The organism is Williamsia serinedens (assembly GCF_024171725.1).
Classification (GTDB): Bacteria; Actinomycetota; Actinomycetes; order Mycobacteriales; family Mycobacteriaceae; genus Williamsia_A; species Williamsia_A serinedens.
The window spans coordinates 365,049-378,072 of sequence record NZ_JAMTCG010000003.1; the positions used below are offsets into that span (position 1 = coordinate 365,049).

Genomic DNA, 13,024 nt, shown 5'->3' on the forward strand with positions numbered 1-13,024 from the left:
TCAGTGAAACATAGCCGATGACCTCGGCCTGTCGCGTGGTTACCGTCACACCATCGACAGAGAGGCCAGACATGAGTGTTCCCAGCACCTCCACGACCCGCGTCGCGATCGTCGGCGGCGGCCCCGCCGGCCTGATGCTGTCGCATCTGCTGCACATCGCAGGGATCGAGAGCGTCGTCCTGGAGCGGCGTGCCCGCCGCGACATCGAGACCACGCACCGGGCCGGCATCCTCGAGCGCGACAGCGTGCGACTCCTCGTCGACAGCGGCGTGAGCGACCGCGTCCTGACCGACGGTGACCGCCACGGCGGCATCTACCTGCGCTTCGGCGGGGAGAGCCACCACATCGACTTCGACGCGCTGACCGGCGCCACTGTGTGGCTGTACCCCCAGACCGACGTGTTCACCGACCTCGCCGACGCGCGGGACCGCGACGGCGGTGACGTGCGCTTCGGGGTGAGTGACCTCGAGGTGCGCGACGTCCTCGACACGCCGACCGTGGCCTTCACCGACTCCGACGGGGTCGCGCAGGAGATCACCGCCGAGATCGTGGTCGGCGCCGACGGGTCACGCAGTATCTGCCGGGACCTCGTCGCCGACCGCCGGCAGTACTTCCGCGAGTACCCCTTCGCCTGGTTCGGCATCCTGTGCGAGGCGCCGAAGAGCTCCCCGGAGCTCATCTACGCACGATCCGACCGCGGGTTCGCCCTCATCAGTCAGCGCACGGAATCGGTGCAGCGCATGTACTTCCAGTGCGATCCGACCACGGACCCGTCGGCCTGGTCGGACGCGCAGATCTGGGAGGAACTCCAGACCCGACTCGCCGGTCGGGACGACTTCTCCCTCGTGGAGGGCACCGTGATCGACAAGTCCGTGCTCCCCTTCCGCAGCTTCGTGCAGACCCCGATGCGGCACGGGCAGTTGCTGCTCGCCGGCGACGCCGGCCACACCGTCCCCCCGACCGGCGCCAAAGGCCTCAACCTGGCGCTCGCCGACGTGCGGGTGCTCGCGGAGGTGCTCGAGCAGGCTCTGGGCAAGAACGACCCCGACGCCCTCGACACGTACAGCGACCGCGTCCTGGACCGGGTGTGGCGCGCGCAGAACTTCTCGTACTGGATGACGACGATGCTGCACCGCTCGGCCGACAGCTCGGATTTCGACGAACGGCGCCAGCTCGGCGAGTTGGCAACCCTCGTCGCCTCCGACGCCGGGAAGACCTACCTCGCCGAGGGGTACACCGGCTGGCCGGCCTGACGCCTGCTACGCGTCGTCGGTGCCGGCGTGTTCCTCGACACCGGCGGTGAGGAAGGCGACGATCATGTCGCCCAACATCGTCCGGTGGGTTGCGCGCGCCTGCGTCGACGCGAGATCGCGCCCGAACAACGACTTCCACGTGTAGCGGTTGGCGACCCGGAAGAAGCAGAAGCTGCTGATCGCCAGGTGGACGTCCAGCGCGTCGACGTCATCGCGGAACACCCCTCGCGCGCGACCGGCGGCGAGGATGCTGCCCAGCACGTCGACGGCGGGGCTCCCCATGCTCTGCACCGCGGTCGAGTTCTTGATGTGCGCACCCTTGAGGATGTTCTCCCCGGCCACGATCCGGATGAAGTCGGGGTTGCGGGCGTGGTGGTCGAAGGTGACCTCGGCGAGCGCGCGGACCGCGGCGATCGGGTCGTCGTCGATGTGCGCGACCTTCTGCTCCAGGCTGCGGATCTTCCCGTACGACGCCTCGAGAACCGCCTGGTAGAGGCCCTCCTTGTCGCCGTAGTAGTAGTAGATCATCCGCTTGGTGGTGTGCGTCTTGGCGGTGATCTCGTCCACCCGCGCACCGGCGAACCCCTTGTCGGCGAACTCCTTCGTGGCGACCGCGATGATGTCGGCGCGCGTGCGATCGCTGTCGCGTCGACGAGTGGGTCCGGTCACGACGTCGACTGTAACGGGCGACGTCGCCACCTCCGGGGTCACGCGGAACGCAGCGCCGGCGCGTCCTCGGCCGCGACGAGCTCGCCCACGTGGGCCAGCATCCGTGCGGCGTCGGCGTCGACTCCGCAGAACAACCCGAAGGCGTCGACGGCCTGGAACGCCGCCATCCCGTCCCCGGTCAGGGTCCTGGCGCCGAGTTGCCGTGCGGTGCGGACGAGTTCGGTGACGACCGGACGGTAGACGATGTCGGCGACCCACAGGTCGCGACGGAGCCACGACCGGTCGACGGCCATGCCCGGGTGGTCGGCCATGCCGAGGGGTGTCGCGTTGACCAGTCCGTCGGCGGCCGCGACACGCCCTGCGGCGCCGCGCAGATCGTCGGCGGTCACGGTGACGGGTCCGTTCGCCATGGCGCGCACGGCGTCGGCGAGGGCCTCCGCCCGCCCGCGGTCGACGTCGACGAGATGCAGCGTCGACACCCCCCGGGTCACCAACGCGTACGCGGTGGCCGCGCCCGCGCCACCCGCACCGACCTGCACGACGCTGTCCATCGCGACGTCGGATCCGAAGCCACGGTCGAGGTTTCGCGCGAATCCCGACCAGTCCGTGTTGTGCCCGCGCGCACCGTCCTCGTCGAACAGCACAGTGTTGACCGCGCCGAGTCGCGCAGCGTCCGGGGAGAGGTCGTCGAGGTGGGCGATGACGGCCTGCTTGAACGGATGGGTGACGTTCAGCCCGCGGATCCCCGCCGCCCGCGCGCCGTCGAGAAGTGCTCCGAGGTCGAGGTCGGTCACCCTGTCCATCGCGACGTCGAGGGTGAGGTAGCGGTAGGCGATCCCGTGGGCCGCGCCCTCCCGTTCGTGCAGTGCCGGCGTCAGGGACTGCGAGATGCCCTGCCCCACCAGGGCGCACACCTGCGTCCCTCCGGCGGCGAGCGCCTGGGCGGTCGCCAGTTCGGTGGAGAACATGTCGGGTTCCTCGGTTCGGGACGGTCGGTCGGGCGGGCCTGCGTTCACGCGGGGACCGTGGTCATCGGGGTGGTGGTCGGTGCCGACGCGGTCGCCGAGCGCTTCTCGCCGAGATCCATGGTCCCGGTCCGGTGCGTCTCCCGCGCGGTGCCGGCGGCGAGTGCGGCCGCCAGCGAGAACGCCGCCACCACGATGGCGATCGGGATCCAGCCGAGGGTGCCGTCGCCGAGGATCGCCGAGGCGATCAGGGGCAGGAAACCGGAGATCATGAAGCCGAGCTGGGTGCCGATCGCGACGCCGGAGTACCGCACGCGGGCCGGGAACATCTCGGCGTAGAACGAGGGCCAGATGGCGTTGGCGGCGGCGTAGACGACCGACTGGATGACGAGCGTGGCCGGGAGGATCGCCCAGAACGAGCCGGTGGTGATGATGGCGAGGTACGGGAAGGCCAGGACGGCGCAGCCCACCGCTCCGCCGATGAAGATCGGCTTGCGACCGATGCGGTCGGCGGCCATGCCCCACAGCGGCTGCGTGAACAGCATCGTCAGGTTGGCGAGCACGCTCACGAGGAGCATCGAACTCTTCGACACCTCGAAGTCGCTGGTGGCGTACTTCAGCGCGAAGGTCGAGAACAGGGTGCTCATCACCGAGACGGTGGCGCAGAGGATCACGCGGACCAGGGACCGCCAGTGGTGGCGGATCAGCACGACGAGGGGCACGTCGGAGACGGTGTCCTTGACCTGCTCGAAGACCGGCGTCTCGGGCAGGCTGCGGCGGATCAGGTAGGCGACGATCATCACGACGGCGCTGAACCAGAACGGCACGCGCCAGCCCCAGCTGAGCAGGTCGTCCTCGGGCAGGGCGGCGACCGGGATGAACGCCAGGGTGCCGACGAGCAGACCGGCCTGGGTGCCGTTGAGCGTCCAGCTCGCATAGAAGGCGCGCTTGGTGTCCTCGGAGTGCTCGACGGTCAGCGAGCTCGCGCCCGACTGCTCCCCCGACGCGGACAGCCCCTGCAGCAACCGAAGGGCCACCAGGGCGATCGGGGCGGCGATGCCGATCGTGGCGTAGTCGGGGAGGCAGCCGATCAGGAAGGTGGACACACCCATCAGCACGAGGGTGAACACGAGGACACGCTGACGTCCGATGCGATCGCCGTAGTGTCCGAGCACCACCGCCCCGAACGGGCGCGCCACGTAGGCGACGCCGAAGGTCGCGAAGGCGGCCAGCGTCCCGGCGCCCGAGCTGATCTCCGGGAAGAAAACCTTGTTGAACACCAGTGCCGAGGCGGTACCGAAGATGAAGAAGTCGTAGTACTCGACCAGGCTGCCCATGAAGCTGGCGAGGGCGGCCTTGCGCGGTTGCGACGCGGGCCTGCCCTCGGTCGTCGTGGTGGTCATCGTTGTCCTCCGGGCGGGGTCTGAGAGTGAGCGGCACCACATCGTCCGTGGTGTGTGGGTCACACTACAAACCGCGGACGGATCACACAAGCACACTCACTAGATAGTTCATAAATTTGACGTTAATGCAGCTGAGAGCATATTCGTCGACGTGCGACGGTCTCGGACAATCGCTCTCTTATGCACCAACTGGTACATTTCTCATCACCGTGTCCTGCGTCACAGGAGAGCTCATGGCCGCCCCGTCACCCATCGTCCGCCCCGCCGTCACCCCGGTGCGGACCTCGATCGCCACCGTCTGCCTGGCGGGGACGCTGCCGGAGAAACTCGACGCCGCCGCGGCCGCGGGGTTCGCCGGCATCGAGGTGTTCGAGCCCGACCTCGTCGCGTCGTCCCTGCGCCCGCGGGAGATCGCGGCCGCGGCCGCCGACCGCGGACTGATCGTCGACATGTATCAACCCTTCCGCGATCTCGACAGCAGCGACCCGATGCGCTTCTCCCGCAACCTCGTCCGTCTGCAGCGCAAGTTCGACGTCATGGACGACCTCGACACCGATCTCCTCCTGGTGTGTTCGTCGCCCTCCCCCGACGCGGTCGCCGACGACGCCCTCCTCGTCGACCAGCTCGGCGCCGCCGCCGACCTCGCCGCCGCCCGCGGCAAGCGCCTGGCCTATGAGGCTCTCGCCTGGGGACGGCACGTCCACGACTACCGTCTCGCGGCACGGCTCGTCTCGACCGTCGACCACCCCGCGCTGGGGACGTGCATCGACAGCTTCCACATCCTCTCGCGCGGACTGCCGCCGGAACCGATCGCCGACCTCGACCCGGACTCGATCTTCTTCCTGCAGCTCGCCGACGCCCCGCTGATGGTCATGGACGTGTTGCAGTGGAGTCGCCACCACCGGTGCCTGCCCGGCCAGGGCGGGTTCGACCTCCCGCGGTTCATGCGCGCCGTCGACGCCTCCGGCTACGCGGGGCCGTGGTCGCTCGAGGTCTTCAACGACGTGTTCCGCCACGCCGACCCGACCAGGATCGCCCGCGACGCGCGACGCTCACTGCGGTACCTCGCGGAGACGACGCGCCACGAGCTGGCGGTGCCCGACGACGAGATCCTCAGCGGCGGTGAGGTCACCGCGGGCGACGTGGTGTCCATCCGGATCGCCGCGGGGCCGACGAAGGCCCCGCAGGTCGAGCGGATGCTGTCGCAGATCGGCTTCGACCTGCAGGGCGTCGACAGCGCGACGGGCCTGCGCCTGCACCGCGACGCCGACGTCGCGGTCGTCGTCGACCCGTCCGCCGGCACCGTGTGGACGGCACCGGGCTCGGAGGTCGCGACCATCGCCCAGATCGCACTGCGCACAGGCGATCCCGCCGCGTGGGCGCGTCGCGCGGAGTCCTTCGACGTCCCGGTCGCGCCCGTGCCCGTGCCCGGCGGGGACCCGGACGCCGCAGGCGACGCCGTTGTGCGTCTCGACGTCACCGACGTGCTGTCGGTGGATCTCCGCGGCCCAGTGAGCCGCTCGCTGTGGCGGGACCGGTTCGACCTGGTCCCCCGTGACCGGCACGAGCCGGCCGCGCTCTTCGACGGCGTCGACCACATCGGCGTGGGGGTGTCCCCCGCGGACTGGGAGACCGCGATGCTGTTGCTGCGCTCGGTCTTCGGGATGCGCGTGGAGGAGGGGATGGACATCCCGGACGCCGTCGGCACGCTGCGCAGTCAGGCGCTCACGGTCCGGACCGACACGGGCGGGACCCTGCGGATCGTGGCCTCGCTGCTGCCCGACCGGATGGCGGGCACCGGCCCGGTGCGCCGCCGGGGCGGGCTGACCCACGCCGCCTTCGCATGCTCCGACATCTTCGCCGCCGCCGCGGCCTGCCGGGAGCGCGGACTGCGACCGGTCGTCATCCCGGACAACTACTACGACGACCTCGCGTCCCGCGTCGACCTGCCCGCCGACGTCGTCGAGCGGATGCGGCGCGAGCACATCCTCTACGACGCGGACGGGACGGGCGGCGAGTTCTGGCACTTCGTCACACCGACGATCGGGGACGACCTGTTCTTCGAGGTGGCCTGTCGGACCGGGGGGTATCGCGGCTACGGGGAGGTCAACTCGGCGGTACGGGTCGCGGCGGTGCTGGCCGCCGACACCTGACCCGGGACACCGATCGCGGCCGTCACCCCCGATGGCCCAGCCATGCGGTCGCCGCGACGACCAGCGCCTCGGTACCCGTCGTCAGCGTGGGCTGCAGGACCGGCGCGAACGCGGCGGAGTGGTTGACCGGGATGTCGTCGGCGACACGGCCCGCGTCCTCGGCAGCGCGGTAGGTGTCGGGGTCGATCCCCCCGATTCCCCAGTAGGACGACGGGACCCCGAACGCCCGCGGCAGGTCGGAGAAGTCCTCACTCGCGCTCTGCTGCGGGAGCGTGATCGCGGCGTCGCCGAAATGATCCGTGAACGCCTGCGCGACACGGTCGGTCGTCGCGGCGTCGTTGTCGGTGAGCGGGTAGCGGTCGTACAGCTCGAACTCCGGGTCGCGCGGGCACCGTGACGCCTCGCACTCGGCGCGCACGATGCGCTCGATGGCGTCGAGGACGGTCGAGCGCACCGACTCGTCGAAGGTCTTGGTGCCCGCCTGGATGCTGCCGACGGTCACCACCGCCGTGTCGCCGAGGGCGACCTCCCGCGCGACGATGCCCTGCAGGCGCATCACGATGCTCGCGGCCAACACCACCGGGTCCACCGCGGCCTGCGGCATGGAACCGTGGGCGCCACGGCCGTGCAGGGTGATCGTCATGCTGTCGGCCGCCGACAGCACGGGTCCGGTCCGGGTCCCGACCGTCCCCGCGGGGAACGGCAGCACGTGTTGGGCCGGCGCGACGTCGACGTGGCCCACGAGGTCGACCAGACCGTCGTCGATCATCACGCGGGCGCCGTCTGCGGTCTCCTCCGCACGTCGTGCCCGCAGGCGTGCATCACTGGGGCGCCGTCGTCCGTCGTCGCGGTGCTCGCGTACTCCAGTCCGGTGTCCTCACGCACGGGCAACGCGTCCGTGTCCGCGCGTAGCAGGACCGACGGCCCGTCTCCGTTGCGCAGGATCCCGACGACACCCGTCGCACCGATCCCTGTCGTCACCTCGCATCCGGACCCCTCGAGCCGGCGTGCGACGAGCTCCGCGGTGCGCTGCTCGGCGTGGGACAGCTCGGGGTGCGCGTGGATGTCGCGGTAGAGGTCCTCCTGCCACTCGCGCACGTCGGCCACGGCTTCGCTCAGGTCGGTCATCGCTCCATCAGGCGCCGACCCCGAGACACGACAACGCTCCGCACGGGGGTGCGGAGCGTTGTCGGAAGATCTCTGCGCGCAGAAGATACGCGCGGACCGTCAGCGACGGTCGAGGTCGATGATGCCCATCTGGACGGCCTTCACCAGGCGGCGCGGGACACGCTGGCTGACGCCACCGGCCTTGACCTCCTGCAGAGCCGGGTTCTCGGCCTTCCACTGCGCGCGACGACTCCGCGAGTTCGCCCGAGACATCCGCCGCTTCGGTACCGCCATGATCCAGCCCTTCCGTTCACTTCACGATTCTCATCCGTCGATGTCGTCCTGCGACCTCGCGCCGGACGACGGCCGTGCCCGGCGCCCGTACCGGCGCTCGAACTTCTGCACTCGTCCTGCGGTGTCCATCACGCGGTGCGCACCAGTCCAGAACGGATGCGAGTCGGACGTGACATCGACAACCACAAGAGGGTACCGGTTCCCGTCCTCCCATTCCAAAGTGACGTCGGAGGTCACCGTGGAGCGGGTGAGGAACTCCTTGCCGGTCGACGAGTCGCGGAACACGACGGGGTGGTAGTCGGGGTGGATGCCGGGTTTCATCGGTTCTCCTCTGTGTCGGTGTCGACGAGCGATCCGCTCGTCTCCTCGGATGTCTCGCACGGGTCGGCGTGAAACGTGCCGAACGGGTCGTCCCACGTCGACCACACGTCCTGACCTGCGGCCATCTCTGCGTCGGTGAGGCAGGCGGCACGCAGGGCGGTACGGATGACGTCGGGGTCGGCACGCCAGACCAGGACGACGAGGCTGGTGTGCCGGTCGCCAAAGTCGGGGTCCCACCGGGCCGCGGCGAGCGCCACCCGTTCGGGGTCCGCGGCGGCGACCTCGTCGTCCGACATCGCGGCGAGCCACGGCCCGCCGGTGGCGACCCGTAATCCCCCACCGGCACTCTCGATCCACAGCGCCTCGTCGGGCTGCGTCGCGAGCCACAGCCGGCCGCGCGAGCAGACGACGCCGTCGAGCAGGTGGTCGAGCGCGTCGTGCAGCCGCCCGGGGTGGAACGGCCGCGCGACGGTGAACTCGACGAGTTGCACGCCGCAGTCCGGCTCGAGCGGCGGTGTACCCGCCAACAGCGGGTCGAACGGGCCCACCGAGCGATCGCGTCGGACGCCGAGCGGCATGGCGGCCACGAGAAGCGCGACCAGGCGTCCGTCGAGTGGTCGACCGGGCGCCTCCATCACGATCGGGACGCCCGGGGCGAGCCGTCGGACGACGGCGCCGAACACCGCGGCGTCCCAGTTCGCGACCGGTGCACCGTGCACGACCAGCGCGTCGGCGACCGCGACGTGTCCGACGGCCACCTGGGCGAGCGTCCGCTCGTCGGCGGGGTCGCCCGAGTCGAACCCGGCCTCGGCCATCGTCAGGTCACCGGTCGCCTCGTCGAGCCACGTGCCCGCGGCGACGCACCCGATGACCGCCTCGACGCGGACGTCCCGCGCCGCCGGGCCGTCGACCTGACCGGGCACACCGATCACGTCGACGTTGTCGATCGCCCAACACAGCGGCTCGGGTTCGACGAGCGGGTCGAGCGCGACGACGATCCGATCGACCGCCGATCGACGGTGCAGTGCCCGCAGTGTCGGCAACAGGTCATGGCGGAGTGCGCACGACACGCAGCCGTGGTCGAGATCGATGCGCGTCACCCACGTGCGCGTGAGCCCGTCGGCGTCGGTCTGCCGCACGGTGCGCGTGATGATCCCCAGCGACACCTCGACGAGGTCGTGGTGCACCACCGCCGTGCCCGGTACCGCGAGACCCGTCGCGACCGTGTCGACGACGACCGGGTCGAGCCCGGCCACCACGAACACCGGTGTCCTCTGCACGAGACCTCCTCTTGTTGGCAATCGTTGTCGACAAGCGCTACCGTAGTCCGTATCGACAACGATTTCCATTTGCATGAGGAGGGCACGTGTCCGCACGCTGCCAGGTGACCGGGCGGGAGCCCGGCTTCGGCAAGCAGGTGTCGCACTCCCACGTCCGCACGTCGCGACGGTGGGATCCGAACCTGCAGCGCAAGCGCTATTTCCTGCCCAGTGAGGGCCGCACGGTGACGCTGCGCGTCTCGGCGAAGGGCATCAAGACGATCGATCGCGACGGCATCGAGGCGGTCGTCGCACGGATCCGTGCCCGAGGGGAGAAGGTCTGATGGCCGGCAAGAGCACCGACATCCGCCCGGTCGTGAAGCTCAAGTCCACCGCGGGGACGGGATACACGTACGTGACGCGCAAGAACCGTCGCAACGACCCGGACCGCCTGGTGATCCGCAAGTACGACCCGGTCGTCCGGCGTCACGTCGACTTCCGCGAGGAGCGCTGAGATGGCGAAGAAGTCGAAGATCAACCGCGACCTGCAGCGCCGCGAGGTCGTCGCCCGGTACGCCGAGCGTCGCGCGGCGCTGAAGGCGATCATCCGCGACCCGGACGCCGACGACGACGCCCGCGCCGACGCGCAGCTCGCCCTGCAGCGTCTCCCCCGCGACGCGAGCCCGACGCGCCTGCGCAACCGCGACGTCGTCGACGGACGCCCGCGCGGCTACATCGGCAAGGCGGGGGTCTCCCGCGTCCGGTTCCGCGCAATGGCACACAACGGCGAGCTGCCCGGCATCACGAAATCGAGTTGGTGACACCCATGTCGAGAAAGCCCCCGCGTCGGCGGTCGGAGTCGACGAAACCCGCTGCGGCCAAACGGAACCTCCTGAACGACCGCGGTGTCACCGAGGTCGACTACAAGGACGTCGCCACCCTGCGACTGTTCCTGTCCGACCGCGGCAAGATCCGCAGCCGCCGGGTCACCGGTCTGACGCCGCAGCAGCAGCGTCAGGTCGCGACGGCGATCCGGAACGCCCGCGAGATGGCGCTGCTGCCGTTCGTGTCGAGCCGCTAGGCCCCCGCGAGCGCTTCCCGCGCGACGTCGTCGTAGGCGGTGGTCTCGTCGCCGAGGAGGAACCGGTCGACCTTGGCGCGCCGCCAGTACAGATGCGCGTCGTGGTCCCAGGTGAACCCGATGCCCCCGTGCACCTGGATGAGCGTCTCGGTGGCCTGTTGGGCGGCGGTGGCAGCGAACGCCTTGGCCGCGGCCGAGGCGAGCGGCAGCTCGTCGGGCGACGCGTCGGCGGCCCAGGCCGCCCACCACACCAGCGACCGCAACTGCTCGACGGCGACGTAGACGTCGACGAGTGCGTGCTTGACGGCCTGGTAGGACCCGATGGCCCGGCCGAACGCCACGCGGTCCTTGGCGTACTCGACCCCGATCTCCAGTGCCCGCGAGGCGGTTCCGAGCCCCTCCGCCGCGAGGATGACGCGACCGATCGCGGTCGCGCGCTCCCATCGGTCCCGGGCACCCGATGCGACGACCTCGGTGTCGCCGAGCGTGACGCGGCCCAGACCGCGGGTCGGGTCGATCGGATCCGGCGTCTGGACCGTGCCGGTGCCGACGACGATGTCGTCGCCGTCGAGCGCCAGGAACGACGAGGCCCCGACCGCGTCGAGGGTCGGCTCCCCCGCGTCGAGCACCGCGAACGCCGTCGAGCCGTCCGCGAGGGCGGACAGGCGCGCGTCGTCGCCGTCGAGGAGGACGGCGGCGCGGGCGTAGGTCACCAGCGACGGTGACGAGAGGACGCGGCCCGCCTGTTCGGCGACGACGGCGAGGTCGAGCACGGACCCACCCCCGCCGCCGGCCGCGTCGGGAACCGTGATCGCGGCGAAACCGCTCTGCACCAACTGCTCCCGGCCTGGTCCGAGCGCACTATGGTCGCCGTCGAGCGCGGCACGGATGGTGTCGGTGGAGGTCACAGACCGCAGGAAGTCGCCCGCGGCCGCCGCGAGATCGCGCTGCTGGTCGTCGAGATCGAAGTTCATGCGCGCTGCGTCTCCTTCTGGGCGGGGGCCTCGGAGCCGCCGGCGGCGACGGCGATGCTCTCGCGGAACGTGACGTTCTTGTCGGCGCGCGGTTCCGGCGGGAGTCCCAGCACCCGCTCGCCGATCACGTTGCGCAGCACCTCGTTCGTGCCGCCCGCGATGGCCAGTCCGGGCAGGCTCGCCTGGATCGCCTGCCACTGGCCGTCGCCGTCGCCCTCGGACGCGAACGCGCCGTCGCCGCCGAGGAGTTCGACGGCGATGTCGGCGAGTTCGCGAGCCGTCGCCGTCCCCGAGAGCTTTCCCGCGGACGCCTCGGGCCCCGGCATGTCGCCACGGCTGATCGCCGACAGCTGGCGGTAGCCGGTGTAGCGGGTCGCGAGCGCCTCGGCGAACGCGCGGCCGAACCGCTGCCGGACCACACCCTGGCGCGCCTCGGGCAGCGTCGGCAGGTGCGTCGCGACGTGCGCGGCGACCGCGTCGGGGGAGATCCCGAGCTCGCCCCCGCCACCGCCGAGCGAGAACCGTTCGGCCATCAGGGTCGTGATGGCCACCGACCATCCTGCGCCGACGTCACCGAGGCGTTCGGAGTCCGGGATGACGACGTCGTCGAAGAACACCTCGTTGAACTCCGCGCCACCGCTCATCTGCCGGAGCGGGCGGGCGGTCACGCCGTCCGCCTTCATGTCGACGACGAACATCGTCAGACCCTTGTGCTTGGCGACGTCCGGATCGGTACGGGTGAGCAGGATCCCGTAGTCGGCGAGGTGTGCGAGCGTCGTCCACACCTTCTGGCCGGTGATCACCCAGTTGCCGTCGTCGGTGCGGACCGCGCGGGTGCGCAGCGCGGCGAGGTCGCTGCCGGAGGCGGGCTCGCTGAAGAGCTGGCACCAGATGTCGTCGGCACGGAGCAGGCGCTTGAGGTAGCGGTCCTTCTGGTCCTGGGTGCCGTGCGCGATGACGGTCGGTCCGCACATGCCGATGCCGATGAAGTTGACGAGCCCCGGCGCGCCCGCCCGCGCGAGTTCCTGGTCGACGATGGCCTGCTGCATCGGGGTGCCGCCCTGCCCGCCGGCCTCCGTCGGCCATGTCACGCCGACGAGACCGCCGTCGTAGAGCACCGCCTCGCGCTGCCGGGACCGCACGTCGTCGTGACCGCGGTCGCTGCGGTCGCCGAGTTCGTCGCGGTGCTCGGTGATGAAGGCGCGGACCTTCGCGCGCCAGGCCGCCTCGTCGGGGGTGTCCTCGAAATCCATCACGCCCTTCCGCGGCCGCCGGCACGGCCTCAGCGCCACTGTACGAGTCGCCCAGTGAACCGGGTCACAGCATGCGTCAGGAGGGTTGGCCCGCGACCGAGAGGCGATGGTCCGCCAACGCGAGCGGATCGTTGACCGGATACAGCCGGTCAGTCATGTCCTCGATCTCAGCCGCGTGTCTGCGCTTGACGACGATCGTCAGCGAGCTCCGTCTCCCACTTCTCGTCGACGGGCGTTCGGTGCAATGCCCCGACGACGGATTCCGGTCTGACGCCTCTGGCGGCCTCGTCGT

At 70.6% G+C, this 13,024-nt stretch carries 14 protein-coding genes and 1 pseudogene; 6 read left to right on the forward strand and 9 right to left on the reverse strand.

Going from position 1 to position 13,024, the window contains the following annotated elements:
- Positions 1-71: 71 nt before the first annotated feature.
- Entirely contained in the window at positions 72-1,253 is a 1,182-nt protein-coding gene (locus LX12_RS09145; RefSeq protein ID WP_253654221.1) for a 4-hydroxybenzoate 3-monooxygenase, read from the forward strand.
- 6 nt (positions 1,254-1,259) lie between these two features.
- Here the strand turns inward: LX12_RS09145 and LX12_RS09150 are convergent, their stop codons facing one another.
- The 3 genes from LX12_RS09150 to LX12_RS09160 are packed head-to-tail and all read right to left on the reverse strand — an operon-like array spanning position 1,260 to position 4,290.
- Positions 1,260-1,922 (reverse strand): TetR/AcrR family transcriptional regulator, encoded by a 663-nt coding sequence (locus LX12_RS09150; protein ID WP_253654222.1) that lies wholly within the window; start codon positions 1,920-1,922, stop codon positions 1,260-1,262.
- Positions 1,923-1,960: 38 nt separating this feature from the next.
- On the reverse strand, positions 1,961-2,890 hold the full coding sequence (locus LX12_RS09155; RefSeq protein ID WP_253654590.1) for a shikimate dehydrogenase: 930 nt from the start codon (positions 2,888-2,890) through the stop codon (positions 1,961-1,963).
- Positions 2,891-2,934: 44 nt separating this feature from the next.
- On the reverse strand, positions 2,935-4,290 hold the full coding sequence (locus LX12_RS09160) for an MFS transporter (RefSeq protein ID WP_253654223.1): 1,356 nt from the start codon (positions 4,288-4,290) through the stop codon (positions 2,935-2,937).
- A 233-nt stretch (positions 4,291-4,523) separates the two neighbouring features.
- Between LX12_RS09160 and LX12_RS09165 the strand changes: the two genes are divergently transcribed.
- Positions 4,524-6,443: a sugar phosphate isomerase/epimerase and 4-hydroxyphenylpyruvate domain-containing protein gene (locus tag LX12_RS09165; protein ID WP_253654224.1), complete on the forward strand. Its 1,920-nt coding sequence runs from the start codon at positions 4,524-4,526 to the stop codon at positions 6,441-6,443.
- A gap of 22 nt (positions 6,444-6,465) precedes the next feature.
- On the opposite strand, the pseudogene LX12_RS09170 reads toward LX12_RS09165, so the two are convergent.
- From LX12_RS09170 to mrf, 4 genes and pseudogenes are all read right to left on the reverse strand, one after another.
- Positions 6,466-7,571, reverse strand: a pseudogene (locus LX12_RS09170) (peptidase dimerization domain-containing protein).
- Positions 7,572-7,670: 99 nt separating this feature from the next.
- Positions 7,671-7,844, reverse strand: a complete 174-nt coding sequence (rpmF, locus tag LX12_RS09175) for a 50S ribosomal protein L32 (RefSeq protein WP_253654225.1) — start codon at positions 7,842-7,844, stop codon at positions 7,671-7,673.
- A 30-nt stretch (positions 7,845-7,874) separates the two neighbouring features.
- Complete coding sequence (locus tag LX12_RS09180; protein ID WP_253654226.1) at positions 7,875-8,165, reverse strand: type B 50S ribosomal protein L31; 291 nt, start codon at positions 8,163-8,165, stop codon at positions 7,875-7,877.
- Entirely contained in the window at positions 8,162-9,445 is a 1,284-nt protein-coding gene (gene mrf, locus LX12_RS09185; protein ID WP_253654227.1) for a ribosome hibernation factor-recruiting GTPase MRF, read from the reverse strand. Before mrf ends, LX12_RS09180 begins: the two co-directional genes overlap by 4 nt.
- 86 nt (positions 9,446-9,531) lie before the next feature.
- On the opposite strand from mrf, the gene rpmB reads away from it, so the two are divergent.
- The 4 genes from rpmB to rpsR are packed head-to-tail and all read left to right on the forward strand — an operon-like array spanning position 9,532 to position 10,505.
- Positions 9,532-9,768 carry a 50S ribosomal protein L28 gene (rpmB, locus tag LX12_RS09190; protein ID WP_253654228.1) on the forward strand — a complete coding sequence of 79 codons (237 nt, stop codon included), beginning with the start codon at positions 9,532-9,534 and terminating at the stop codon, positions 9,766-9,768.
- A complete protein-coding gene (gene rpmG / locus LX12_RS09195; RefSeq protein ID WP_253654229.1) occupies positions 9,768-9,938 on the forward strand; it encodes a 50S ribosomal protein L33 in 171 nt (56 codons plus the stop codon). The genes rpmB and rpmG overlap by 1 nt, the downstream gene beginning before the upstream one ends.
- Before the next feature lies 1 nt (position 9,939).
- On the forward strand, positions 9,940-10,245 hold the full coding sequence (rpsN, locus tag LX12_RS09200) for a 30S ribosomal protein S14 (RefSeq protein WP_253654230.1): 306 nt from the start codon (positions 9,940-9,942) through the stop codon (positions 10,243-10,245).
- Between the two features lie 5 nt (positions 10,246-10,250).
- The gene (rpsR, locus tag LX12_RS09205) at positions 10,251-10,505 is read left to right on the forward strand and encodes a 30S ribosomal protein S18 (protein WP_253654231.1); all 255 of its coding nucleotides are present in this window, start codon (positions 10,251-10,253) and stop codon (positions 10,503-10,505) included.
- Here the strand turns inward: rpsR and LX12_RS09210 are convergent.
- Together LX12_RS09210 and LX12_RS09215 are read right to left on the reverse strand one after the other, a co-directional pair.
- Positions 10,502-11,479: an acyl-CoA dehydrogenase family protein gene (locus LX12_RS09210; protein ID WP_253654232.1), complete on the reverse strand. Its 978-nt coding sequence runs from the start codon at positions 11,477-11,479 to the stop codon at positions 10,502-10,504. The two genes, rpsR and LX12_RS09210, sit on opposite strands and share 4 nt — an antisense overlap.
- Entirely contained in the window at positions 11,476-12,732 is a 1,257-nt protein-coding gene (locus LX12_RS09215) for an acyl-CoA dehydrogenase family protein (RefSeq protein ID WP_253654233.1), read from the reverse strand. Before LX12_RS09215 ends, LX12_RS09210 begins: the two co-directional genes overlap by 4 nt.
- Between the last annotated feature and the right edge of the window lie 292 nt (positions 12,733-13,024).

Bases quoted from the DNA above. Each gene is read 5' to 3' on its own strand.
- LX12_RS09145 (WP_253654221.1), top strand. From the start codon at position 72: ATGAGTGTTCCCAGCACCTCCACGACCCGCGTCGCGATCGTCGGCGGC.
- rpmG (WP_253654229.1), top strand. From the start codon at position 9,768: ATGGCCGGCAAGAGCACCGACATCCGCCCGGTCGTGAAGCTCAAGTCC.
- LX12_RS09180 (WP_253654226.1), bottom strand. From the start codon at position 8,165: ATGAAACCCGGCATCCACCCCGACTACCACCCCGTCGTGTTCCGCGAC.
- LX12_RS09155 (WP_253654590.1), bottom strand. From the start codon at position 2,890: ATGTTCTCCACCGAACTGGCGACCGCCCAGGCGCTCGCCGCCGGAGGG.
- rpmF (WP_253654225.1), bottom strand. From the start codon at position 7,844: ATGGCGGTACCGAAGCGGCGGATGTCTCGGGCGAACTCGCGGAGTCGT.
- LX12_RS09215 (WP_253654233.1), bottom strand. From the start codon at position 12,732: ATGGATTTCGAGGACACCCCCGACGAGGCGGCCTGGCGCGCGAAGGTC.
- LX12_RS09160 (WP_253654223.1), bottom strand. From the start codon at position 4,290: ATGACCACCACGACGACCGAGGGCAGGCCCGCGTCGCAACCGCGCAAG.
- rpsR (WP_253654231.1), top strand. From the start codon at position 10,251: ATGTCGAGAAAGCCCCCGCGTCGGCGGTCGGAGTCGACGAAACCCGCT.
- LX12_RS09165 (WP_253654224.1), top strand. From the start codon at position 4,524: ATGGCCGCCCCGTCACCCATCGTCCGCCCCGCCGTCACCCCGGTGCGG.
- LX12_RS09210 (WP_253654232.1), bottom strand. From the start codon at position 11,479: ATGAACTTCGATCTCGACGACCAGCAGCGCGATCTCGCGGCGGCCGCG.
- rpsN (WP_253654230.1), top strand. From the start codon at position 9,940: ATGGCGAAGAAGTCGAAGATCAACCGCGACCTGCAGCGCCGCGAGGTC.